The organism is Pseudomonas sp., from assembly GCF_040514055.1.
Lineage (GTDB): Bacteria > Pseudomonadota > Gammaproteobacteria > Pseudomonadales > Pseudomonadaceae > Aquipseudomonas.
Map to the genome: position 1 here is coordinate 64,895 of NZ_JBEVDL010000076.1, position 20,035 is coordinate 84,929.

Consider the following 20,035-nt stretch of genomic DNA (forward strand, 5'->3'; position numbering starts at 1 on the left):
CACCAGGGTATTGGGAAACCGTGCGCAAGCGCGGCACTCGGCAGGGAATGATCACCCCCTACCACCTTGTAGGAAGCCCACCCTCGGTCCGAAGCCCTGGTGGGCTGATCCATGCGCAGCACCCAAATAACCCAACCCCCTTCGGCGCGAGGGCGCGCCTCCCACAGGTTTCACCTCCACAAGGTGTGACAGCAGTGTGGCAGGGTGCCGGTGGTCCCTAGCCCAGGGTCAGTGCCGCCAGCACGGCATAACGGGCCGCCTTGGCCAGGGTCACCAATAGCAGGAAGCGCCACAGCGGTTCGCGCATCAGGCCGGCGATCAGGGTCAGCGGATCGCCCACCAGAGGCAGCCAGCTCAAGAGCAGCGACCAATGCCCGTAGCGCCCATAGGCCCGTTGCGCCCGCGCCAGCTGCCGGTCATCGAAGGGGAACCAACGGCGCTGGCGAAAGCGGTCCAGCGAACGCCCCAGCAGCCAGTTGATCAGCGAGCCCAGCACATTGCCGACGGTGGCCACCAGCAGCAGCGCCCAGAGCGGATAGGCGCCGCCGAGCAGCAAGCCGACCAGCAGCGCTTCGGACTGCAGGGGCAGCAGCGTGGCGGCGATCAGGGCGGCGAAAAACAGGCCCAGGTAAGCCGACACCTTAGCCTCGCTCCGGCTGTAGGTAAGGCGGGTGTTGCCGTCGGGTGGGCAACGCAGCGGGGGGAGCAGCGAACAGCGCAAGCATGCGGGAGTCCAGGGCAGGGCGGCGGCGCCCATGGTCGCCAACCCAGGGTGTGAGGGCAAGGCTTTGCTCGGCGGTGCAGGGGGCTGTGGCTGAATCCAGCAGGGAATCTGTATACACTTGCCGCATTTCGACTATCAGGTTTACCCCACATGCATCCCGCAGCCGAGCATTCGCCGCTGGGCAAGTCCAGCGCCTACATCAGCACCTACAGCCCCGAACTGCTGTTCCCCATTCCGCGGGCGGCGAAATGGGCCGAGCTGGGCCTGACCGCCGAGACCTTGCCCTACCAGGGCGTGGATTTCTGGAACTGCTTCGAGCTGTCCTGGCTGCTGCCCTCCGGCAAACCGGTGGTGGCCATCGGTGAATTCGCCATTCCCGCGGAGTCGCCGAACATCATCGAGTCCAAGTCGTTCAAGCTCTACCTGAATTCGCTGAACCAGACGGTGTTTGCCGACAGCGCCGCGTTGCTGGCCGTGCTGCAGCGCGACCTGTCCGCGGCGGCGGGCAAGGCGGTCGGGGTGCGGGTGCGCAGCTTGCAGGCGGTGGCCGAGGAGGGCATAAGCGCCTTGCCGGGCAGCTGTATCGATGATCTGGACGTGCAGGTCGACAGCTATGAACACCCGCGGCCCGAGCTGTTGCGTTGCGACCGCACGCAGACCGTCGAGCAGAGCCTGCACAGCCACCTGCTCAAATCCAACTGCCCGGTCACCGGCCAGCCCGACTGGGGCAGTGTGGTGGTGCAGTACCGAGGCGCCGCCCTGGACCCGGCCAGCCTGCTGGCCTACCTGGTGAGCTTTCGCCAGCATGCGGATTTTCACGAGCAGTGCGTGGAGCGCATTTTCCTCGACCTGCAGCGTCTGCTCGAACCCGAGTACCTGACGGTCTATGCGCGTTACGTGCGCCGGGGTGGCCTGGACATCAACCCTTACCGCAGCAGCCGGGCGATCGCCGCGGACAACCGCCGCCTGGTTCGCCAGTAACGGCGTCGACCGTGGCCAGCGAGGCGCGGCTGGCGAGGCGCGGCCGGCGTGGTTCAGATACCCATATTGGCCAGGCTCTGCAAAATATTGCGCAGGGTGCCGGCCAGGGTTGGATGCTTGGCTTCGAATTGTTCGATCGCCAGGTTGACCCCGTCGACTAGCGAGGCATCAGGCGTCGCGGCCGCTTCGCGCGCCAACTGCAGTTCGATTTCCTGGGTCAGCCCGTAGAGGGATGTCCGCTCCGCCTCACTTAAGGGGAGGTCCAGGGCCAGCTGTTCACGCAAGGCGTCCAGTTGCTGTTGCAGGTCAGGCATACGATTCTCCCTCGATGGATTGCCAGACATGGACCCGGGCTGTCGGCTAAAGGTCCATTGCCTGTTCCAAAGGGTAAGCCAAGTGCCGCCGCTTTGCCTGACCGGGATCAAGTTGGCGGCAGACGCCAGCGACGCATCCGCACCGCTGCGGTGGACAAGCAAGAACTTGTCCACCCTACAAAGCGGCAAAGCGGCATTCCCATGCGGAGCATGGGAACGATCAAAGCGGTTTGTTGCTTGATGCAGGCCTAGGGTTTTTCCCCGCTGAGGCGGCGGGCGGCCAGGTCGTCGAGCCCCGGTGCCAGCTCGTCCAGATGATCGATCACCGAATGCACCCCCAGGCGGTAGAGGGCCAGGGTCGCGTCGGCCCGCAGGCGTTCACGGGCGCGTGGTGCCAGCGCCTGCCAGTCGCCCGGTCCGTGGCCACAGAGGGGGCCGCACACCGCCAGGCCGACCGTCCACAGGCCGGCATTCAAGCCGGCCTGCAACAGGCGCGGTTCGCCGCTGACCAGTACCACCCCTTCCAGCGTGTCGACCTCGAGGCCGGCCAACGCTTGCCAGCAGGCGTCAGGCGCGGGCCAGGGGCGGGGTCGGCTGCTGAACGCGGCGGGCAGCCAGCTCGGCAACGGATCGGCCAGGCGCCGACTGGCGTCGGCGGGCAGTTCGCTGAGCCAGGCGCACGGCACGCCCTGGGCATGCAGGTGTGCCAGGCGGGCCAGGGCGCCAGGGGTGGCTTCGGCATGCGCGGCGGCACTTTCCGCCAGGGCCTGCTCGAGGCACTGCAGCTCTCCGGCTACCGGTACCTGCCCCAGCGCTGCGCTGGGTGGGCAGTCGCCCGGCAGATTGCCGGCGAGGTTCGGCCGCAGCCGGCGTACGGCCTCGGGCAGGGTGCGTGCGCCAAAATCCACCAGGCAACCGCTGAGGCCGAACAGCACGGCGGAAAAGCGGCGGGGGGCGGGCAGCGTACTGGGCATGGTGGTCTTCCCTGAAAGATGCACCGAGGCTAAAGAAGCGCCATGACAGGCGCATGACAGCCGGGTGAAGGCGCCCAGCGGGCGCTGTGGTCGATGGTTCGACGGGCTGCCTAAAGCGCGGTGATGGCTTTATACTGCAACCCTTTGATGGCGTGCGCTGCGGCGCCATTCCCCAGTACCCCAGGAGAAACTGCGATGCGTGTGATAGGTGCTAACTGGCTCTGCCGTGTGAGTCGAGTGCTGACCTGTGCCAGCCTGGCGCTGCTGCCGGTGGTCGCGCAAGCCGCGGAGGAAGACCCCTGGGAGGGCTTCAATCGGGCGATCTTCACCTTCAACGACACCCTCGACACCTATGCGCTCAAGCCGGTGGCACAGGGTTACCAATGGGTCACCCCCGAGTTCCTCGAAGACGGTATCCACAACGTGTTCGCCAACATCGGTGACGTCGGCAACCTGAGCAACGACCTGTTGCAGGGCAAGTTCCGGCATGCCGGTATCGACACCAGCCGCCTGCTGTTCAATACCAGCTTTGGCGTGCTGGGTTTCTTCGACGTGGCCAATCGCATGGGGCTGCCGCGTAACGATGAAGATTTCGGCCAGACCCTGGGCGCCTGGGGTTTGGGCAGCGGACCTTATGTGGTGTTGCCCTTCATGGGGCCCAGCACCGTGCGCGATGCGGCGGGCAAGATACCCGATGGCATGCTCGAACCCTACCCCTATATGGGCCATATACCGACGCGCAATGTCACCCGCGCTGTGGACTTGATCGACATGCGCGCCAGCCTGCTGTCGGCCGAGAAGATGGTGAGCGGTGACAAATACCTGTTTATCCGTAACGCCTACCTGCAGAACCGCGAATTCCGGGTCAAGGATGGGCAGGTCGAGGACGATTTCTGATCCCGCTGCGGCCATAAAAAAGGCGCCCTAGGGCGCCTTTTTGGTGGGTGAACAATACCTCAGGTCATCGACAGGATCGCCAGGCCCAGGGACTGACGTCCATCGTCCAGATCGCTGACGCGCACCACCTCGGCCTCGGCCTCCAGTCCCTTGAGTTCATTGTGGTCCGATGCGATATGCACGCGTACCTTGTCGCCCAGGTTGACACGACTCTGGGCTTCGAGCTGCATGCCCGTACTCGACAGGTCGAGGCACAGCGCCGAGATCTCTCGGCCGGCGTGGTGCAAGGTAACGGGAGCTTCCAGGCGCATACGGATGTAATCGCGTTTCTCACTGTAATCGCGATCGTTCTGACTCATGGACACAGTCCTCTTGTTTTATAGGCGCTTCCCCATGTCTTATAACCTCCGCGGATTTAAGGTGTAAAGGCGCCTGTCGACGATCGGCACACCCTTGAATCGCCACGCGGATGGGAGTACCGTCTGCGCCTTGAAGCTAACTCGTCCGCGCGCTCTGGCCTGAAGGTCTGACGCTTTTGTCAACTTCTCTGGCGCCGTTATGCCTGGTACCCCATGCACAATCCCAGTGCCACGCTGCTGATTATCGATGACGACGAAGTGGTACGCGCAAGTCTCGCGGCCTATTTGGAAGACAGTGGTTTCACCGTCCTGCAAGCCTGCAATGGCCTGCAGGGGCTCGAAGTCTTCGAACGCGAGCACCCCGACCTGGTCGTCTGTGACCTGCGCATGCCGCAGGTCGATGGCCTGGAGCTGATCCGTCGGATCAACGCGCTGGGTGTCGATACACCAGTCATCGTGGTCTCCGGCGCCGGCGTGATGAGCGACGCGGTGGAGGCTTTGCGCCTGGGCGCCGCCGACTACCTGATCAAACCCCTGGAAGACCTGGCGGTGCTCGAGCATTCGGTGCGCCGTGCGCTGGATCGCGCCCATCTACGGCTGGAAAACCAGCGCTACCGGGAAAAGCTGGAAGTGGCCAACCGCGAGTTGCAGGCCAGCTTGCACCTGTTGCAGGAAGACCAGAACGCCGGCCGCCAGGTGCAGATGAATATGCTGCCGGTAACGCCCTGGGCTGCCGATGGCCTGCGTTTCGCCCACCAGATCATTCCGTCGCTGTATTTGTCCGGGGACTTCGTCGACTATTTTCGCGTGGACGATCATCGGGTGGCGTTCTATCTGGCGGACGTGTCGGGCCACGGGGCCTCGTCCGCCTTCGTCACCGTACTGCTGAAATTCATGACCACGCGCCTGCTGTACGAGTCGCGGCGCGGCGGCCGTTTGCCGGTGTTCAAACCCTCGGACGTGCTGGGCCATATCAACCGTGGCTTGATCAATTGCAAGCTGGGCAAGCACGTCACCATGCTGGGCGGCGTCATCGACGAGTCCCAGGGCACTTTGACGTACAGCATTGGCGGCCATCTGCCGTTGCCCGTGCTCTACAGCGAGGGGCAGGCGCGGTACCTGGAGGGGCGTGGCCTGCCGGTCGGCCTGTTCACCGGTGCTACTTACGCCGATCAGGAGATGGCGCTGCCGGAGTCCTTCAGTCTGACGCTGCTCTCCGACGGTATCCTGGACCTTTTGCCGGGCGATACACTCAAAGAGAAAGAAGCGGTGCTACCAGAATTGGTCTGCACTGCCGGTGGCACCCTCGATGGCCTGCGCAAGGTATTGGGCCTGGCCGAGATCGGGGAAATGCCGGATGATATTGCCTTGCTGGTGTTGAGCAGGAACCTTGCATGAGTACGGGTAAAATCCAGTTCGCCGAGCAAAGCGGTACTTTTGTACTGAAGTTTGTCGGCGAAGTGCGTCTGACGCTCTGTTCGGCGTTGGACTCGACCATCGAACGTATCTTCACTGCCCTGAATTTTTCGGCGATCGTGATCGATCTGACGGAAACCCGCAGTATCGACAGCACCACCCTGGGTTTGCTGGCCAAGCTGTCGATTCTCTCGCGGCAGAAAATCGGCCTGCTGCCGACCCTGGTCACCATTCACCCGGACATCACCCGGCTGCTGCAATCGATGGGCTTCGATCAGGTGTTCAATATCGTCGACCGGCCGATTCCCTGCCCGGAATGCCTGGCCGATCTGCCGTCCCAGGATCAATCGGAAGAGGTGGTCAGGGCCAAAGTGCTGGAAGCGCACCGTATCCTGATGGGCCTTAACGAATCCAACCGCGAAGCCTTCAGTGATCTGGTCAGCGCCCTCGAGCGGCACTGAGTCTCGCCACATCCGTAGGGCTCCGCCTGTGGAAGCCCCGACCCCGGGGCAATGCCACAGTCAGACTCGCGCACGACATGCGTCGCGACACCGCCCCCAGCCACACCGTCCTTGGCGATAGCGGAAACTAGCGTTTGGCGGCGAGCAGTGCCTCGAGTTTTTCCTGATCGCGGGCGAACAGGCGAATGCCTTCGGCCAGCTTTTCGGTGGCCATGGCGTCCTCGTTCATGGCCCAGCGGAATTGCGCCTCGGCGACTGACTGACGGGCTTCGCCCGGGTTGCCGGGGCTCAGCTGGCGCGTCAGGGTGCCGCTGTCCTCGGCCAGTTGTTGCAGCAAATCCGGGCTGATGGTCAGGCGGTCGCAACCGGCCAGCTGTTCGATCTGCCCCAGGTTGCGAAAGCTCGCGCCCATCACCACGGTGGCGTAGTCGTTGGCCTTGAAGTAGTTGTAGATGCGCGTCACCGACTGCACACCGGGGTCCTGGGCACCGACAAAATCGCGGCCCTCGGCTTTTTTGTACCAGTCGTAAATACGGCCAACAAAGGGCGAGATCAGGAAGATCCCGGCGTCGGCGCAGGCGGCGGCCTGGGCGAACGAAAACAGCAGGGTCAGGTTGGTTTGCACGCCAGCCCGTTCCAGCTGTTCGGCGGCGCGAATGCCTTCCCAGGTCGAGGCGATCTTGATCAGTATCCGGTCGCGGCCAATACCCGCCTGGTCATACAGCTCGACCAGGCGCTCGGCGCGTCGCAGGGTGGCGGCGGTATCGAAAGACAGGCGCGCATCTACCTCGGTGGAGATGCGCCCTGGAATGACCTTGAGGATCTCGCCGCCCACGGCCACCGCGAAACGATCGCAGGCCAGCCCCAGGTCGCCTTGGCAGTCGGCGACCGCATGGTCCAGCAGGGCCGCGTAGCCGGGCAGCGAAGCCGCCTTGAGCAGCAGTGAGGGATTGGTCGTGGCGTCGACCGGCTGCAGCCGGGTGATCGCATCGAGGTCGCCGGTGTCGGCCACCACTGTGGTGAAGTGTTTGAGCTGATCGAGCTTGGAGGCCATGCCTGTGGGTCCTTTGTCCGGGGGGGCTTAGTCGCGAAGGGTAATGAATGCTGGGCAACCCGTGTGGCGTCGGGTCCGTGGGGCCCCTTGCAGTTCCATGGGGCGGCCCTGGCGGACGCCGACATAGGACCGACAGTTGTACACCGGGTTCGTATCGGCTGGCAAAAGATTGCCCCGCAACTGGGTACGAAATGCCAACGCAACCCCAAAAGCGCCCGCGCTCCGGTGGTTGTTGAAGCCCGTGGCGCGGCAGGGGTGTGCCTAGTTCGTGGCTGAGCCAGCTTCGAGCAGCGCCGTCAGGTGCTCCAGCGCCAGGGGGCGGCTGAGGTAGTAGCCCTGCACTTCGTCACAGCCTTCGTCGCGCAGCAGCGCCAGCTGTTCCGCTGTCTCCACCCCTTCAGCGGTGACGGTCATGGCCAGCGCCTTACCCAGTCCGACTATGGCTTGCACTATGGCATGGCTGTGTTGCGCGCCATCCAGGGCGGCGATAAAGCTGCGGTCGATCTTCAGGCCATCGAAGGGGTAGGCGCGCAGGTAGCTGAGCGAGGAATAGCCGGTGCCGAAATCGTCCATGGACAGCCGCACGCCCAGGGTCTTGAGCGCCTTGAGGGTCAGCAGGGCGCCCTCGGCATCGTTCAGCATCACGCTTTCGGTGATTTCCAGCTCCAGGCGCGACGCGGCCAGGCCCGTCTCGCGCAGCACCTCTTGCACCAGGTCGACCAGCCGGCCGCGGCTGAATTGCACCGGCGACAGATTGACCGACACCAGGATCGGCTGTGCCCAGGCCTGGGCCGCCGCACAGGCCTCGCGCAGCACCCAGGCGCCCAGTGGGACGATCAGCCCGGTGTCTTCGGCCAGGCCGATAAACACCTCGGGGGAAAGCAGGCCACGCTGGGGATGCTGCCAGCGCACCAGGGCCTCGGCGCCGGCGATTCGCTGACCGTCGATATGGTAACGCGGCTGGTAGTGCAGGCAGAGTTCGGCGCCGGCCAGGGCTTGGCGCAGGTCGTTCTCCAGCAGGCGCCGTTCATGGATGCGTTCGTTCATCTCGTGGGCATAGAACCGCCAGGTGCCGCGGCCGTCGTTTTTCGCCTGGTAGAGGGCGATATCGGCATAGCGCAGCAGTTCGTTGGCCTGCACCGCGTCGTTGGGCGCCATGGCAATGCCGATGCTCGCGCTGATAAACACCTCCTGGTTGTCCAGCCTGAACGGCTGCTCCAGGCACTCGATCAGCCGGGCGCAGAGGCGCTCGACGTCGTCCTGAGTGGCGATGCCGGTCAGCACCAGGATAAATTCGTCACCGCCCTGGCGGGCCACCAGGTCCTCGTCGCGCAGGCACTGGCGCAGGCGTAGCGAAACTTCGCTAAGCACCTGATCGCCGGCCGCGTGGCCGAAGGCATCATTGACCTGCTTGAAGCCGTCCAGGTCGATGCTCAGCATGACCACCGGATGACTGCGGCTGGGCAACGCCTGCAAGGTGCCCTCGAGAAACTCCTGCATGCGGTTGCGGTTGGGCAGGCCGGTCAGGGCGTCGTGCAGTGACAGGTGTTCGATATGCGCCTGGGCCTGCACTTCCTCGGTGATATCGCTGGCGGTGCCGCGATAGCCCAGCACCCCGCCGGGGCCTTCGATGCGTCGCAACGCGACACTGCAGATATGCTGCTCGGCATTCAGTGCGGTGTAGCGGCAGCGCAGGGTGTTGCGCAGCAGGTTCTGCGGCGGTCGGCTGTCAATCCAGGTCGCCAGTGACTGGCTGTCGCAGCTGAGCAGGGTATCCAGCCGCTGGCCGAGCCAGGCTTCCGGGGGATGGCCGGTGACGGTCTGGAAGCGTTCGGAAAGATACACCAGGCGCTGTTCGGCGTCGGTTTCCCAGAGCCAGTCCGAAGTGGCTTCGGCGACATCGCGAAAACGCGCCTCGCTTGAAGCCAGGGCGGCCTGGCTGTCTTCCAGGTGCCGATAACCGCTCTCCATCAGGCGCGCGGTAGCCATGGCGTTGCGCATGATCAGGCCGGTGAGCAGGGCGAAGACCAACCCGGCCAACGCGAGCAGCGGCAGCAGCACATCGAGCAACTGCTGGCCGGGCCGGGGCGCGTCCCAGCGCAGCCACTGCGCTGGCTGGCTGTCCAGTTGCAGGCTGGGGTCATCGGCGGAGTCCAGGGCCTGGGGGGCCAGGCGCAGTCGTTCCAGCGCGTAATCCTGGCCCAGGTTGAGCAGTTTCTCGGGCGTCAGCACATCGACGAACAGCAGCACCGAAGGAGGGCCGGGCAAGGCGCGCACCTGGGGATCGCTGCCCGTGGTGAAAGCGGCCGCGGCGACCAGCGCTGGCTGGCCGTTGACCTGGAAGATCGCGGCGCTACTTTGTTCGTCCTCGCTGCCCTGCTGCGCCTGACGGACCAGGGCATCGAGATCGCCCTGCAGCCACTGATGGGCATCCAGCGTGCGCAGTTCGCTTTCGATCACGGCGTAGCGCGTTTGCCCGTCCGGGGCGATCACGAAAATCCCGTCGTACTGGAAGTCCTCGTAGAGCGTGGGGCCGAGGTTCTGCCGGGTAAAGGCCCACTCCAGGTCGACCTGGGCATGCAAGTGCTGGTAGGCATCGCCCCAGTAGGCGTAGTCGCCGATCGAGCGCAGCAGACTGTCCTGTCTTGCCGCCACGGCCTTCTCGGCAAAGAATCGGCTTTGCTGCTGGGCCTGGGTGTTTTGTCGATGGGCGATCTGGACCAGGGCGGCGGCCGTGACCAGGAAGGCCATCAATAAAAGCGCGGATATCGCCAGCAGCGTGCGACGGGTAAAGGTGGCACCCACCCGAGGAGAGAATGGCGGTTCGTGTGGCATTCACACTCCTGAATAAAACGGCGGACGCCAGCTGCTATCCGATCAGTGTAGGGAGCGCCGACGCGCTCTGCACCTGTTTAAGCGGATTGGCGCCCCCGGGCCGTATATGCCTTAAACCCAGGCTGATCGCCGGGCCGATACGGGCAGTGGAAACCGCGTTTTATTGAACCTGTCATGGCCGCGCAGGCGAGTACCCATGGGGGAGCACGGCCGTACACGAAGCTGCATACCCACACTCGTCGGTCGCTCTAAACCCCGACGACGCCTTGGATGCCGGGTCGTGTCCACAGGTCCTAGCGTCCACCCAGCAGCGCCGCCGCCTGGTCCAGCAACAGCATGGGGTCGCTGGCCTTGTGAATGTCCACCGACAGCAGTTGGCGAAAACGCCGGGCGCCCGGGAAGCCCTGGCCCAGGCCAAGCATATGCCGGGTGATATGGTGCAGCGCGCCGCCGTCGGCCAGGTGCCGGGCGATATAGGGGCGCATGCGCTCCAGGGCCTCGGTGCGGCTTAGTCTCGGCGCATGGCTGCCAAACAGCTGCTGATCCACCGCCGCCAGCACGTACGGGTTGTGGTAGGCCTCGCGACCCAGCATCACCCCGTCGAAGCGCTGCAAATGCTGATGGCATTCATCCAAGGTCTTGATGCCGCCGTTAAGGATGATCTCCAGGTGGGGGAAATCCTGCTTGAGCTGTGCGGCCACCTCATAACGCAGGGGCGGAATCTCGCGGTTTTCCTTGGGCGAGAGCCCCGCCAGAATGGCGATGCGGGCGTGCACGGTAAAACTGCGGCAGCCGGCCTCGCTGACCTGGCCGACGAAGTCGCAGAGTTCGGCGTAGCTGTCGCGCCCGTCGATACCGATGCGGTGTTTGACGGTCACGGCAATGCCGACCGCATCGCGCATGGCCTTGACGCAGTCGGCTACCAGGGCCGGATGGGCCATCAGGCAGGCGCCGATCATATTGTTCTGCACCCGGTCGCTGGGGCAGCCGACGTTCAGGTTGACCTCGTCGTACCCGGCGTCCTCGGCCAGCCGCGCGCAGGCGGCCAGTTGCGCCGGCACGCTGCCGCCCAGTTGCAACGCCAGCGGATGCTCGGCCTCGGAATGACGCAGAAAACGCTCGCTGTCGCCATTAAGCAGCGCACCGGTGGTGACCATCTCGGTGTAGAGCAGGGCGTGCTGCGACAGTTGGCGCAGGAAGAAACGGCAATGCCTATCCGTCCAGTCCATCATGGGTGCCACGGAGAAGCGGCGAGAGGGCTCAGGCCGCATATTTGCTAGGTTTGAAGAGGTTTCGATGGTCATTGGCGTTACGTGTTTTGTACCGGTTTACAGGGGTTTTTAGGCGTTTCTAGCGACTGGTCGGTACAATGTACCAACTCAAAACCGACGTGTACCAATTCGATATGGCGACTATCAGGGCTAGAAAAAGAGCGGACGGAACGGTCAGTTACACCGCTCAGATACGCATCAACCGCGATGGGGCGCAAGTCTACCAAGAGAGCCAGACCTTCGCCCGGAAACAGGCCGCCCAGGCCTGGGTGCGGCGTCGGGAAACCGAGCTGGATCAGCCCGGCGCGATCGAGAGTGCCAACCGGGTGGGCAACACCGTCGCGGAAATGATCGAGCGCTACCTGGTCGAGGTCGAGAAAGCCCGTCCCCTGGGCAAAACCAAGCGCGCGACCCTGCAGGCGATCGCCAAAACGTCGCTGGGGGCGTTGGTCGACGTCGACATCACCAGTCAGCGCCTGGTCGATTTCGCGCTCTGGCGGATGACTGAGGAAGGTGGAAACGTCCAGCCCCAGACGGCCGGCAACGATCTTGCGCACCTGGGGGCCGTGCTGTCGATCGCGCGGCCGGCCTGGGGCTATGAGGTCAACCCGTTGGCCATGTCGGACGCACGCAAGGTTCTGACAAAGCTTGGCTACAAATTGAAAAGCAGGGAGCGTGATCGCCGCCCGACACTGGACGAGCTGCATAAAATCCTGGAGCACTTCCAGAACACGCTGGCTTATCGGCCATCGTCCATCAATATGTTGAAGGTGGTGGGGTTCGCGCTTTTCTCCACGCGGCGCCAGGAAGAAGTCACCCGGATTCGCTGGGCCGACCTCGATGTGGCGGGCCAGCGCGTCCTGGTCCGGGACATGAAGAACCCGGGCCAAAAGCTTGGCAACGACGTCTGGTGCCATCTACCTGATGAAGCGCTGGCAATCGTTCAGAGTATGCCGAGGGCCTGCGCCGAGATATTCCCCTACAACGCCGGGTCGGTATCCGCGTCCTGGGCTCGAGCTTGCATAATCCTGGGCATCGACGACCTGCATTTTCACGACTTGCGCCATGAGGGTGTCAGTCGGTTGTTTGAAATGAACTGGGATATTCCGCAGGTTGCCAGCGTGTCGGGCCACCGTGATTGGAACTCGATGCGGCGTTATACGCACCTGAAAGGGAAGGGGGATCGCTATCGGGACTGGCCATGGTTGACCACGATAGTTACGGCGCCCGTCACGCTGGGCGCCAAAACATTGGCCGGTTTTATCGAGTCCGATTGAGCCCATTCAACTGCCCGCACTCTTTCACCGCGGCGGCGCGTTGAACGTCCAGGTACAGCGCCAGGTCCTGCAAATGAACGCCCTTGGCGCTTTTCTGGCTCTGCTCGATGCGAGTGATGGGGATTCTAATCTGCCCGGCCAATACCTTCCTTTGGAACATCTCGGGTGTCAGGTGGCTGAAATAGTCACTGCAAACACGGTCCAGGGGAATGATCGCCGCGCCGTCGTATTGGGCCATCAATAAAAATGCGGTGTTTATAGACACGTCGGGGCCTCCTGGTAGCGCGGCAATTGCCTGTGGTTTTCCTTGTTCGGCCGATTGGTGCTAGCCTCGGTCGGGCTGCTGCTTGGGGGCTGTGCTTGCATGGTGCTTCTCCTTGGGTGGTGGCCGGCGTCGAGGAGTTGCTGCTCTTCGACGCCATCCTTACGTGCCTACTTCCGCCGAATTTCTCGGATTTCCTGGCAGCTGGTGCAGCACTCGCAGCCTGGCGCGGCCATCCGGCGAGCTTCTGGAATGACTTCTTCGCAGTCCTCGCACCAGAGTGCGCTGGGGCCCGTCGGGCGATAGGCCTGGCGTGCTATCGCTGCGCGCAGATTTTCTTCTGCCACGTCGTTGGCCATGTCGATCACGTCCGCCATCAGTTCAACCCCCAGCGCTGGCGCAGGTCTGACCAGATGGTTTCCCCGTTGGCCAGGTACTCGTGGACCTCCATGGCGGGTTCGTTATCCAAGCGCAGTACCGCCAGGCAGTCGTCGAACAGCTGGCAGTCGAGGCCGCGCAACTCGACCAGGTTGAACGGGTAGGTGCGGCCGTTGTACAGACCGAGCAGAAAGCGCCCAACCACACGGCTCTGGCCGCTGTCGCGTTGCGCTACCGCCGTCAGTCGACCAAGGGCTACCAGCCCGGCGTCGCTGATGGCCGCGCGTTTGTCAGGCAGCCCTAGGAAGTCGTCAATTGCATCGTCAAGTGTTTGCATGGTGCTTCTCCGTTTCGAATAAGTGGGCCCGTTACGTGGGCCGGTCGGTCAGTTCCCGGTGACATACAGCACCGTGCTGACTGCTGGCGTTACCCACCTTCAGCTGGGGCGCGCTCCCCTCCATGGCCCGGCGCGGCGGTTTTGGTTTTGGGTTTAGGTGTATTTGGGTCTTTGAAATGCCAGCACTTAACCGTTGTGGCGGGCTTGCTCATCAGCGAGCGCGCTGCTTGGATTCCACGAATCTTGCTGCAGGTACCAACATTGGCGGCGATGAATGGATGACTTCGGGACTCTTTGAGTAGCTCGCGTAGAACGCCGATTTCTGCGAGCTTTTGCCGATGCTCAGCGGCTTTCTCGACAAAATCGTTAAGGTTGAGAGCGATGATTTCCGGGTTGCAGCTGTGGTTAACCAGCGGATCCTCAGTAATCCCTTCCAGGAAGTCGTACACCTCCCAGAACTCAGCAACCTGCGGGTGATCGGCGCTGATAGAGCCCTGGCGCTCGATGGCCATGGCGATGATTTGGCGCCGTGTGGTGCTGATTTGAACGTCGCTTAACGGCACCACCAGGCGTAGGCAATCCAGCAGTGCCAGCAGTTGGGCGTGGTTCTTGCTGATGCGTTCGACCCTGATATAGCCCCGCAGCTGGTTGCCGCAGGCCTCGCAGCCCTGGTCTTTCAAGTACTCCGCGCCGCACTCAAAGCAATGGGTGTGCAGCTTGCGCAAGGTGGCTTCATGCTCCGGCATGCGCTGGCTGAACAGCTCGAGCACGGGCGCTTCCTGTTTCACTGCCCGCAGCAGGAAATGGCTGAGGTGCTCGCCTTCCAGTGCGTTAAGTCGATCGGCAGCAACGCGGCTTTCAGGCGTAACGGTCGGCCGCATAAAGTGGAGCTTGCAGATGCGGGTCATGATTGCTTCGTGGGCCACCACTGCAGCGTTCTGACTGATGGCGATGGTTCCCCGAAAAGGCGGTTCGTAGGTCTCGTTCCCGGCGGTCTTGACACCTTTGGTGGCGAGCGTTCCGCCGCCGAAAAAGTCTTTCAGTTCGTCCCACTCGAAGGCCTTGGCGTGTGACTTGTCATCGCCGTGCCGGTCCGCCTCGAGGAACACAACGGGCATGCCGGATACCTGACCCATCAAGCGCGAACGGCCGGCCTTGGTCGACTTCATTGGGTCGAAGCCTTCGTAACCCTCGCGGCCGAGCAGCTTCCACAGCAGGTTGAGAAGGGTAGTTTTGCCGGCGCCGGCCTCGCCTGTTGCCTCGAGGAACGGAAACGACTGATAGCGGGCGCGGATTTGCTCGCAGAACAGCGAACCGAACCAGAAGGTCAGGGCAACGACGCCCTGGGCACCGAAACAGGTCCAGAGCAGCGGCAGCCATTCGTCCCGGTAGGTCTTGGCGTCACGCTGCAAGCGAATGGCGATACCCTTCTGCAGGGTTTTCAAGCGCAGCTGTTTGCCGAACTCGAAGTAGTCTTCTTCGTTGACCTCGCAGACCGCGCCATTGCGAACGGCCACGTCGCCATAGACGTAGCAGCCGTATTCCTTGCTGTAGCCCACGTAGTCGATGGTCGACACTGTTTTGATGGCGTACAGCTGGTCCTTCATGATTTTTTCCAGCTGCTGGCCGCTGCCGGTAAACATGGCGCCGGCGGCCATGCCGAGCAGGCGCTTTTTGAATTCGCTGGCGGCGGCCAGTTGGGTGCTGGTGAAGGTGTTCTTCACACTGCCCGCGTCGTGCGGGAAGTCGACCCGCAGGTAATACCAGGCCTCGTCGGTGACGTCGTTACGTTGGTAATAGAGGGCCTCGGGGTAGCAATTGGCGATTTCCGCCACGTTGCCGCACTGCTGCAGCGCCTTTTCTCGCTTTTGCCGCTCGTTCAACTGCTGGTCGTCGTGGTCGTCGCTGCCTTCCAGCTCCTGCATGGCCTTGTTGAATTTTTCGATGTCCAGACGAAACCAGTACAGGCGGCTGTCGAACTCAAAGTGAAATTCGCTGCGCTTGCGCCAGTCGTACATCAGCAAGGCTTTTTCCGCCGCGTCCTCGGCGATCAGCAGGGCGCCGTGGTGCCGCGCTTCCTTGAGGTCCGCCGCGACCCGATCAGCTCGGCTCGCGGTGTCGTCGATAAACTGCCAGCGCTGGTGCAGGTCGTTCCAGTCGGTCTTACGGCCGTTGCGCAGCGGTATCTGGGCGGCTTCGCAGGTGTATTCCAGCTCACGGGCCTGTTTGACCCAGCGCTTGGTGTAGCGGTGTGCCCCTGGCTCGTTATCCAGCGCCCATACCAAGGTCGGCAGTATGCCGCCGCGCTGGCGGGCCAGTTCCTTTAGCTTTTCCTCGGGAAAACCGTTACTGCTCATCACCGATACGGCAGCGATGCCGTGGTGCATCAAGGCGATGGCATCGAAAATGCCCTCCACCAGCCACAATTCGGACACTGCGGCCAGGTCGAGAGAGGGCGGGCACCACCACTTGCCGCGATAGCTGTAGCCAGGCTTGAAGCGGGCCTTCTGCTTGCCGAACCGGTGCGGGCTGTCGATCAAGCGTTCCCAGTAGCCGTTCCCGTCCAGCTCAAACCGAACCGTGGCGCTGCCGGCATTGGCTTCACGGCTCCAGTATTGTTCCTGGCTATACCAGCCTTCGATCAGCTCGAGGCGAAAGCCACGTGCGAACTCGAGGTAAGCCCGTGCGGTGGCGGTAGGCTGCTGCTCGGTAGCAGGGGCCTGGGCGCTCCAATCATCGAACAGGTCGCCATACAGGTCCTTGACGTGCCATTCACTGCCGCACTTGGCTTGCCGGCCGCAGCGCACAATCCAGGGATGCTCGGCATGGGTGTACAGCTCCTTTTTATTGCAGGCCGGGCACGTGCCCCGGCGCAGCCACTGGCCCGTGGCTGGCTTAAGGTCGTAGTCAGCCTTGAGGCGCTGCAATACCTGGTCGAGCAATCTGTCTTGCATGGTACTTACGCCTGTTTTGCCACGGCGACGCGCAAGGCGACGATGGTTTTGTTTTCTGCTGTCAGGGCGGGGGAGGCTTTCACTACGGCTTCGCCTCGGGACTCCTTAGGTACCAACCTAAATTCGTCGTCGAACATGCGTTCCTGAACCGTCCGGCTCAGCCGTTCACGCAGGCGGACCAGCAGGGCTTCGGCCTGCTTGGGCGTCAACGTCATCTGAATCGATATGGCGTTTTTCATGGCACTCCCCTGATTTCGGGCAAAGCGACCCCAAACCCACCAGGTGGGTCGGTGTTCAGTTGGGTTAGAGAACGACGCGCAGGCGGCGGCGTTCGGGGGTGTCGATCAGGCGTTCGAAGATCAGGTGCACGGGCACGGCGAAGGTCAAGCCGCTGGCAGGGTCGGTGAGCATCGCCATTTTTTCGGAGCTGCTGTTCACATCGAGCCGGCGGGGGTCCCCATCGCCTTTCAGTTCGCCGTAGGCACGCGAAACGAGCGTTTCGGCCATGTGTACCGGCACTTCCAGAGACGTGGTGAGATAGACCACAGCGCGGCTGAACAGCAGCTGGTCGTTGCACAGGTGTTGCGCCTGATGGCGGCGCAGGAAGCACAGTGCGGCGAGCTGCATTGAGTCTTTGTAGTCCTGAGCGGTGTTCATTGGGTTAGCTCCGGTTCGTCGTGAAGGTCGAGTAGTTCCATTTGGCGGGTGGCCAGGTTCCGCTGATAAACCCGCTGCGCCATGACCCGTAGAAAGGTCGGTGTCTCCGGGAGCGAACACCTGGGTGGGTCGGGCATGCCACTGGGGCTGCTGATATGGGTGAGCTCAGAGGCACCCTGGAAGCTCGCTCCGCAGCCTGTGAAGTCGCACTGGTAGTTCTCTTGCCGCATAAACGGATGCACCAGCCAGCTGGTGCGCCGGATCAACGGCGCGGCGCAGAACGGGCAATGGAACTGGGACCGCTTGTTGCGGTTCAGAAAGCCCATTACCGGGCGTCCTGGTGAGGCTTGGAGTGCAGGGCGATGACTGCACTGACTTCGGCGTGCCGTGCCGCCACGTGCTTGCGGTGGGCGTCCAGGATCACCGCGATTTCATTAGCGTCGATCTCACCATCGGCTAGGGCCTCGGCAATGATCAAGTCCACCGCGCCGCGTTTAGCCGCAGCTGTAACGGACCTGCTATACATTTCCTGGTTGTCGAGTTCTTCGAGGTTGGCCATGGGCACAAATACCCCGCCATAGAGTGCGGCTGTGTAATCGGGTAGGTGGGCCGTTCCGGCGTCCTGCTCGAGCAAACGAATCTGATCGTCGGATAGGGACCGACTACCGGCATTCTCATAAACATGGTTGTCGAATTTTTTGATTTGCAGGCCTAGCCGTGCTGCAGCGCACTCACGTCCACCGGGGTAGGCCGCGATCACGGCGCTGATGACCTGGCGGCGGGTTTCTAGAATCGCTGGCTTCATCTTCTAGTTTCCTGGTGGCGCAGCCGCGCTTACTGTTGATCTACCGGGTGTGGAAGGGCGGAACGCCCAGAATGCAAAGGATTGAGCGCCAAAATGCCTGGGAGGACCTCGGAGCCAATCACCAGGGACAGGTCCCGCAGAATGCGGAAGGTCAGCCGGCCACGTGGCAGCGATGTCTGTTCAGCCCAGCGCTGAACGGCTTGCGTGACAGTGCGGGGCTCGTAGCCATGGCTTAGGGCGAAGCGGCGAAAATTGCTTCCTCGCTCGATCAGCCGGGCCTGTATCTGGCACTTGTTCATAGTTCGAGTGTTCCCACTTGGTTAAGATGTACTCAATACGCATAGGCTATCTACTCGAAATGCGTAAGTCAAAGGAAAATCCGCAAAATGAATAATAAAAGCACGGCGGCCGTCCTTGCACGCCTCAAGCTCGTTACCGAATGCACCAGCGACACAAGCCTGGCGGAGGCTCTAGGCGTGAGCCCACAGACCCTCAGCAGCTGGAAGAGCCGTGACAGCGTGCCTTACTCATTTTGCGTAGACGTGGCGTCGGCGAAAGGGGTTTCGCTGGATTGGCTGATCATGGGGGAGGGGCCCCAACAGCGCGGTGAGACCCTTGAGTACCCCCAGGGATCGGAAAAACTCCACACCACACCGCGTGAGGACGCATTGTTGGCCCTTTTTCGGGAGCTACCCGAGAACCAGCAACGGGAAATACAGAGCGCTGCTGAGGAAAAGAAACGGCTCCGGGACATTGAGCAGCGCCTAAACGAATTGATCGCGGCACTTGCTGATATCAAAAGGCCGGCTTAATCTGTTCCCTTTTAGAACAGATGGGCTATTGGAGTCATGATGAAAAAATGGATTTTGCAGATTTTTGCGATTACGTGTTTGGCAACGCTTGGGACTGTAGCTAATGCCGAGAGTGCAGCGTTGCCCAAATATTTAACCGAAGAAGCTTTAGTCGCATCCGTAGGTCTTCCCGTTTCGAGTAAAGTAAAAGAAGAAGATTCCCCAGGATGTATGGTAACTCGTTATAAGTTTTCAACCGACGATCTGGGTGTGTCGCTTGAGTTTAAGTGCAAGCACACCAATGTGGCGTGGATTGTTCTAGGCGAGGAAGAATATAAAGATCGGGTAAAGTCCAATGTTGATAGCGCCTCGCGAGCAGTCAAGGCAATTACGGGAGGCTCGGGCATTGAAGTCGAGCAAGTAATGAACGGCCAGATTTATAGAGGCAAGAAATTTAGTAATGGCCTGCGTGTGAATGGGGGGTGTGGGGGCAGTTTGTGTTTGTTAACGTTTTCACTCTAAATTAATTGCTATCGCCTACCATCTTTAGATGGTAGGTATTATTTATTTGTCCGGTAGTCAGGAAGTCAATACAAGACTATTATTGTTCCTTGTCTAGCAATCGTTCAAGATTGCTAATCTCTTGCGGGAGTACATGAAGAAAGTCAATTAAGTTTTCAAGTAGTGTTAACATTTGAAAAGCCATGCTTTGATCCGGCTCTTTCTCCATATCAAAGTGCGCCCCAAGGTTGCCGCCATGGCGCAAGACGTTTGCCAGATTTCGTATAGGCGCTGAAAAATCAACAGATTCGGCAACTTCTGTTATTGCCTTTGAAAGATTTGATACGCGTTTATTGTTGGGCAAGAGATCCTGAAACAAACCCTCTAAAGTTCGGCGGCAGCATACGGCCGTGGCAACGTAATTTCCGGAATTATATGCGTCGATCGTCGATGTATATGATCGATATAATGGCTCTGAGATTGCGGTGGTTACGTCTTTTGGTGCGTGCGGTTCTCCAGTTTCCGGATGCATGTAGATCTCGGCATTTGCTTTGCCATTTGCTCCTAGAGACCAGACTCCAATGTGATGCGTACACCCTGGGCAATTACTCGACATTGAAACACATGCTCGCTTCGAGTCATGTACATGATTGTTGGTTGTGAAAATGACTTTCTCTAGACAATGCGGGCACCATGTAGAAAATGAGTCTGGAAATGCTATGTTTTGAAGAGTGCTCCAACGACGTACTTGTGAGTTGAGTATTTGTCTCATGATTTCTCCTTTGAA

Annotated in this window: 23 protein-coding genes; 7 read left to right on the forward strand and 16 right to left on the reverse strand. The window is 61.5% G+C overall.

The window, feature by feature from the left end:
- Positions 1–217: 217 nt before the first annotated feature.
- Positions 218–640, reverse strand: coding sequence for a YqaA family protein (locus tag ABWY06_RS19845; protein ID WP_353927301.1), 423 nt, complete (start codon positions 638–640; stop codon positions 218–220).
- Between the two features lie 234 nt (positions 641–874).
- Here ABWY06_RS19845 and queF point away from each other — a divergent pair, with 234 nt between their 5' ends.
- Complete coding sequence (gene queF / locus ABWY06_RS19850; protein ID WP_353927302.1) at positions 875–1,705, forward strand: NADPH-dependent 7-cyano-7-deazaguanine reductase QueF; 831 nt, start codon at positions 875–877, stop codon at positions 1,703–1,705.
- Positions 1,706–1,758: 53 nt separating this feature from the next.
- Here the strand turns inward: queF and ABWY06_RS19855 are convergent, their stop codons facing one another.
- Together ABWY06_RS19855 and pcrP are read right to left on the reverse strand one after the other, a co-directional pair.
- Positions 1,759–2,019, reverse strand: coding sequence for a DUF4404 family protein (locus tag ABWY06_RS19855; protein WP_353927303.1), 261 nt, complete (start codon positions 2,017–2,019; stop codon positions 1,759–1,761).
- Positions 2,020–2,267: 248 nt separating this feature from the next.
- On the reverse strand, positions 2,268–2,993 hold the full coding sequence (gene pcrP, locus ABWY06_RS19860) for an HAD superfamily inactivated hydrolase PcrP (RefSeq protein WP_353927304.1): 726 nt from the start codon (positions 2,991–2,993) through the stop codon (positions 2,268–2,270).
- A 195-nt stretch (positions 2,994–3,188) separates the two neighbouring features.
- Between pcrP and ABWY06_RS19865 the strand changes: the two genes are divergently transcribed.
- Positions 3,189–3,890: an MlaA family lipoprotein gene (locus tag ABWY06_RS19865; protein WP_353927305.1), complete on the forward strand. Its 702-nt coding sequence runs from the start codon at positions 3,189–3,191 to the stop codon at positions 3,888–3,890.
- A gap of 59 nt (positions 3,891–3,949) precedes the next feature.
- Here ABWY06_RS19865 and ABWY06_RS19870 read toward each other — a convergent pair whose 3' ends face one another.
- Positions 3,950–4,249 (reverse strand): PilZ domain-containing protein, encoded by a 300-nt coding sequence (locus tag ABWY06_RS19870; protein ID WP_353927306.1) that lies wholly within the window; start codon positions 4,247–4,249, stop codon positions 3,950–3,952.
- Between the two features lie 213 nt (positions 4,250–4,462).
- Here ABWY06_RS19870 and rssB point away from each other — a divergent pair, with 213 nt between their 5' ends.
- Positions 4,463–5,647 (forward strand): two-component system response regulator RssB, encoded by a 1,185-nt coding sequence (rssB, locus tag ABWY06_RS19875; RefSeq protein ID WP_353927307.1) that lies wholly within the window; start codon positions 4,463–4,465, stop codon positions 5,645–5,647.
- Positions 5,644–6,126: an anti-sigma factor antagonist RssC gene (gene rssC / locus ABWY06_RS19880; protein WP_353927308.1), complete on the forward strand. Its 483-nt coding sequence runs from the start codon at positions 5,644–5,646 to the stop codon at positions 6,124–6,126. Before rssB ends, rssC begins: the two co-directional genes overlap by 4 nt.
- A 127-nt stretch (positions 6,127–6,253) precedes the next feature.
- On the opposite strand, the gene tal is transcribed toward rssC, so the two are convergent.
- The 3 genes from tal to dusA all read right to left on the reverse strand — a co-directional run bounded on the left by tal (position 6,254) and on the right by dusA (position 11,286).
- The gene (gene tal / locus ABWY06_RS19885) at positions 6,254–7,180 is read right to left on the reverse strand and encodes a transaldolase (protein ID WP_353927309.1); all 927 of its coding nucleotides are present in this window, start codon (positions 7,178–7,180) and stop codon (positions 6,254–6,256) included.
- Between the two features lie 261 nt (positions 7,181–7,441).
- Positions 7,442–10,015, reverse strand: a complete 2,574-nt coding sequence (locus ABWY06_RS19890) for a bifunctional diguanylate cyclase/phosphodiesterase (protein WP_353927310.1) — start codon at positions 10,013–10,015, stop codon at positions 7,442–7,444.
- Between the two features lie 293 nt (positions 10,016–10,308).
- The gene (gene dusA / locus ABWY06_RS19895) at positions 10,309–11,286 is read right to left on the reverse strand and encodes a tRNA dihydrouridine(20/20a) synthase DusA (protein WP_353927311.1); all 978 of its coding nucleotides are present in this window, start codon (positions 11,284–11,286) and stop codon (positions 10,309–10,311) included.
- 134 nt (positions 11,287–11,420) lie between these two features.
- On the opposite strand from dusA, the gene ABWY06_RS19900 reads away from it, so the two are divergent.
- Positions 11,421–12,563: a site-specific integrase gene (locus ABWY06_RS19900; RefSeq protein ID WP_353927363.1), complete on the forward strand. Its 1,143-nt coding sequence runs from the start codon at positions 11,421–11,423 to the stop codon at positions 12,561–12,563.
- On the opposite strand, the gene ABWY06_RS19905 is transcribed toward ABWY06_RS19900, so the two are convergent.
- From ABWY06_RS19905 to ABWY06_RS19940, 8 genes are all read right to left on the reverse strand, one after another.
- Positions 12,547–12,822 (reverse strand): pyocin activator PrtN family protein, encoded by a 276-nt coding sequence (locus ABWY06_RS19905; RefSeq protein ID WP_353927364.1) that lies wholly within the window; start codon positions 12,820–12,822, stop codon positions 12,547–12,549. The genes ABWY06_RS19900 and ABWY06_RS19905 overlap by 17 nt on opposite strands.
- Before the next feature lie 173 nt (positions 12,823–12,995).
- On the reverse strand, positions 12,996–13,202 hold the full coding sequence (locus tag ABWY06_RS19910; RefSeq protein ID WP_353927312.1) for a TraR/DksA C4-type zinc finger protein: 207 nt from the start codon (positions 13,200–13,202) through the stop codon (positions 12,996–12,998).
- Positions 13,202–13,540, reverse strand: coding sequence for a DUF7673 family protein (locus tag ABWY06_RS19915; protein ID WP_353927313.1), 339 nt, complete (start codon positions 13,538–13,540; stop codon positions 13,202–13,204). The genes ABWY06_RS19910 and ABWY06_RS19915 overlap by 1 nt, the downstream gene beginning before the upstream one ends.
- A gap of 89 nt (positions 13,541–13,629) precedes the next feature.
- The gene (locus ABWY06_RS19920; protein WP_353927314.1) at positions 13,630–16,494 is read right to left on the reverse strand and encodes a toprim domain-containing protein; all 2,865 of its coding nucleotides are present in this window, start codon (positions 16,492–16,494) and stop codon (positions 13,630–13,632) included.
- 5 nt (positions 16,495–16,499) lie between these two features.
- Positions 16,500–16,733 carry a hypothetical protein gene (locus tag ABWY06_RS19925; RefSeq protein WP_353927315.1) on the reverse strand — a complete coding sequence of 78 codons (234 nt, stop codon included), beginning with the start codon at positions 16,731–16,733 and terminating at the stop codon, positions 16,500–16,502.
- A 64-nt stretch (positions 16,734–16,797) separates the two neighbouring features.
- On the reverse strand, positions 16,798–17,151 hold the full coding sequence (locus tag ABWY06_RS19930; protein ID WP_353927316.1) for a hypothetical protein: 354 nt from the start codon (positions 17,149–17,151) through the stop codon (positions 16,798–16,800).
- Complete coding sequence (locus ABWY06_RS19935; protein WP_353927317.1) at positions 17,148–17,477, reverse strand: ogr/Delta-like zinc finger family protein; 330 nt, start codon at positions 17,475–17,477, stop codon at positions 17,148–17,150. The genes ABWY06_RS19930 and ABWY06_RS19935 overlap by 4 nt, the downstream gene beginning before the upstream one ends.
- A complete protein-coding gene (locus ABWY06_RS19940) occupies positions 17,477–17,956 on the reverse strand; it encodes a YmfL family putative regulatory protein (RefSeq protein ID WP_353927318.1) in 480 nt (159 codons plus the stop codon). Before ABWY06_RS19940 ends, ABWY06_RS19935 begins: the two co-directional genes overlap by 1 nt.
- 386 nt (positions 17,957–18,342) lie before the next feature.
- Between ABWY06_RS19940 and ABWY06_RS19950 the strand changes: the two genes are divergently transcribed.
- The gene (locus ABWY06_RS19950; RefSeq protein ID WP_353927320.1) at positions 18,343–18,768 is read left to right on the forward strand and encodes a helix-turn-helix domain-containing protein; all 426 of its coding nucleotides are present in this window, start codon (positions 18,343–18,345) and stop codon (positions 18,766–18,768) included.
- A gap of 39 nt (positions 18,769–18,807) precedes the next feature.
- Positions 18,808–19,269, forward strand: a complete 462-nt coding sequence (locus tag ABWY06_RS19955) for a hypothetical protein (RefSeq protein WP_353927321.1) — start codon at positions 18,808–18,810, stop codon at positions 19,267–19,269.
- A 79-nt stretch (positions 19,270–19,348) separates the two neighbouring features.
- Here the strand turns inward: ABWY06_RS19955 and ABWY06_RS19960 are convergent, their stop codons facing one another.
- Entirely contained in the window at positions 19,349–19,780 is a 432-nt protein-coding gene (locus ABWY06_RS19960; protein WP_353927322.1) for a DUF4145 domain-containing protein, read from the reverse strand.
- Between the last annotated feature and the right edge of the window lie 255 nt (positions 19,781–20,035).

What these genes read in the sequence shown, in the direction of transcription:
- pcrP (WP_353927304.1), bottom strand. Translation starts at nt 2,993, where the DNA reads ATGCCCAGTACGCTGCCCGCCCCCCGCCGCTTTTCCGCCGTGCTGTTC.
- ABWY06_RS19900 (WP_353927363.1), top strand. Translation starts at nt 11,421, where the DNA reads ATGGCGACTATCAGGGCTAGAAAAAGAGCGGACGGAACGGTCAGTTAC.
- ABWY06_RS19955 (WP_353927321.1), top strand. Translation starts at nt 18,808, where the DNA reads ATGAAAAAATGGATTTTGCAGATTTTTGCGATTACGTGTTTGGCAACG.
- queF (WP_353927302.1), top strand. Translation starts at nt 875, where the DNA reads ATGCATCCCGCAGCCGAGCATTCGCCGCTGGGCAAGTCCAGCGCCTAC.
- ABWY06_RS19935 (WP_353927317.1), bottom strand. Translation starts at nt 17,477, where the DNA reads ATGGGCTTTCTGAACCGCAACAAGCGGTCCCAGTTCCATTGCCCGTTC.
- ABWY06_RS19930 (WP_353927316.1), bottom strand. Translation starts at nt 17,151, where the DNA reads ATGAACACCGCTCAGGACTACAAAGACTCAATGCAGCTCGCCGCACTG.
- dusA (WP_353927311.1), bottom strand. Translation starts at nt 11,286, where the DNA reads ATGCGGCCTGAGCCCTCTCGCCGCTTCTCCGTGGCACCCATGATGGAC.
- ABWY06_RS19910 (WP_353927312.1), bottom strand. Translation starts at nt 13,202, where the DNA reads ATGGCGGACGTGATCGACATGGCCAACGACGTGGCAGAAGAAAATCTG.
- ABWY06_RS19920 (WP_353927314.1), bottom strand. Translation starts at nt 16,494, where the DNA reads ATGCAAGACAGATTGCTCGACCAGGTATTGCAGCGCCTCAAGGCTGAC.
- ABWY06_RS19960 (WP_353927322.1), bottom strand. Translation starts at nt 19,780, where the DNA reads ATGCATCCGGAAACTGGAGAACCGCACGCACCAAAAGACGTAACCACC.
- rssB (WP_353927307.1), top strand. Translation starts at nt 4,463, where the DNA reads ATGCACAATCCCAGTGCCACGCTGCTGATTATCGATGACGACGAAGTG.
- tal (WP_353927309.1), bottom strand. Translation starts at nt 7,180, where the DNA reads ATGGCCTCCAAGCTCGATCAGCTCAAACACTTCACCACAGTGGTGGCC.
- ABWY06_RS19890 (WP_353927310.1), bottom strand. Translation starts at nt 10,015, where the DNA reads ATGCCACACGAACCGCCATTCTCTCCTCGGGTGGGTGCCACCTTTACC.
- ABWY06_RS19870 (WP_353927306.1), bottom strand. Translation starts at nt 4,249, where the DNA reads ATGAGTCAGAACGATCGCGATTACAGTGAGAAACGCGATTACATCCGT.
- rssC (WP_353927308.1), top strand. Translation starts at nt 5,644, where the DNA reads ATGAGTACGGGTAAAATCCAGTTCGCCGAGCAAAGCGGTACTTTTGTA.
- ABWY06_RS19855 (WP_353927303.1), bottom strand. Translation starts at nt 2,019, where the DNA reads ATGCCTGACCTGCAACAGCAACTGGACGCCTTGCGTGAACAGCTGGCC.
- ABWY06_RS19940 (WP_353927318.1), bottom strand. Translation starts at nt 17,956, where the DNA reads ATGAAGCCAGCGATTCTAGAAACCCGCCGCCAGGTCATCAGCGCCGTG.
- ABWY06_RS19915 (WP_353927313.1), bottom strand. Translation starts at nt 13,540, where the DNA reads ATGCAAACACTTGACGATGCAATTGACGACTTCCTAGGGCTGCCTGAC.
- ABWY06_RS19865 (WP_353927305.1), top strand. Translation starts at nt 3,189, where the DNA reads ATGCGTGTGATAGGTGCTAACTGGCTCTGCCGTGTGAGTCGAGTGCTG.
- ABWY06_RS19925 (WP_353927315.1), bottom strand. Translation starts at nt 16,733, where the DNA reads ATGAAAAACGCCATATCGATTCAGATGACGTTGACGCCCAAGCAGGCC.
- ABWY06_RS19950 (WP_353927320.1), top strand. Translation starts at nt 18,343, where the DNA reads ATGAATAATAAAAGCACGGCGGCCGTCCTTGCACGCCTCAAGCTCGTT.